Annotated in this window: 1 protein-coding gene; it reads left to right on the top strand. The window is 63.1% G+C overall.

Features of this window, described 5'->3' with window-relative positions:
- Positions 1-110: 110 nt before the first annotated feature.
- A partial coding sequence (gene ltrA / locus GVL12_RS25650) for a group II intron reverse transcriptase/maturase (RefSeq protein WP_235033987.1) occupies positions 111-1,456 on the top strand: 1,346 nt, incomplete at its 3' end.

Raw genomic sequence — 1,456 nt, 5'->3', positions numbered from 1 at the left:
GGGTGAAAGCCCGACGGCTGTGCCGGAGCGAGAAGTCAGCAGAGGTCGTAGTAGCTGGAGCCGGGGCCGCTGAGGCCACAAGGCGAGAGCGAAGGACCAAACGAGAGTGAGTGACCGAGGACAAGAAGATGTCAAAGGCCATGCGTCAGATGCCGGGACAACCCGGGCGGGCGGGCGTAGCACGCGGTGAAGCCGCGTGTGATCCTGCCAGCGACGAAGCCTGCGGCCCGCTTCCTGAACACCAGGGCACAGGGTCGGCAAAGCCGAAGGCGGGCACTGGTGGCCTGCTGGAAGCGGCGCTGACAAGAGAGAATCTGCAAGGGGCGTGGAAGCGGGTCAAGGCCAACAATGGCGCTGCCGGGGTGGACGGGCTCGATATCGAGCAAACCGCCCAGGTGGTCCGCCAGCGCTGGCTGGACATCCGCCAAGAACTGTTCGCAGGCAGATACCGGCCCAGTCCGGTACGCAAGGTGATGATTCCCAAACCGGACGGTAGCCAGCGCGAGCTGGGTATTCCCACGGTGCTGGACAGACTCATCCAGCAGGCACTACTACAAGTGCTGCAACCCCTGATCGACCCCAGCTTCAGCGAACACAGCTACGGGTTCCGCCCGGGCAGACGGGCCCACGATGCGGTGAAAGCCGCCCGGGGCTACGTGCAATCGGGCAAGCGCGTGGTGGTGGACGTGGACCTGAGCAAATTCTTTGATCGGGTCAACCACGACATTCTGATCGACCGGGTGAGAAGGCGCATTGACGATGCTGGAGTGATCCGGCTGATTCGTGCGTACCTCAATGCCGGAATCCTGGATGGCGGGGTGGTGGTCGATCGCCACCTGGGCACGCCGCAAGGTGGGCCGCTGAGTCCGTTGCTGGCCAATGTGCTGCTTGACGATGTGGACAAGGCGCTGGAGGCGCGAGGCCATTGCTTTGCGCGCTACGCGGACGACTGCAACGTCTATGTGGGCAGCATGAAGGCCGGCGAACGGGTGATGACTTGCCTGCGCCGGCTGTACGCGGATCTGAAGCTTCAGATCAACGAAGCCAAAAGCGCGGTGGCCGGCGCCTTCGGACGCAAGTTCCTGGGCTATGAGCTATGGATGGCAAAAGGCCAAGAAGTGAAATGTGCGGTGGCCTACAAGGCGCTGGACAACTTCAAGGCCCGCATCCGGCAACTCACGCGCCGCTCGGGAGGGCGCAGCATGGAGCAAACGGTAGAGAAGCTCAGGCCCTACCTGCTGGGCTGGAAAGCGTACTTTGGGTTGGCGCAAACGCCAAAAGTCTGGCGCGAGTTGGACGAATGGCTGCGTCACCGGCTGCGGGCAATCCAGCTCAAGCATTGGAAGCGAGGCGGGACCATCTACCGGGAACTCAAGGCGCGGGGGGCGACGCATGACGTTGCAAAGCAAGTGGCGGTCAACGGCCGTCGCTGGTGGCGCAACAGCAATGGGGTCAT

The sequence above is a fragment of the Pantoea sp. 18069 genome (genome assembly GCF_902706035.1).
Taxonomy (GTDB): domain Bacteria; phylum Pseudomonadota; class Gammaproteobacteria; order Burkholderiales; family Burkholderiaceae_C; genus Comamonas.
This window is presented reverse-complemented; position numbering and strand designations above follow the sequence as displayed.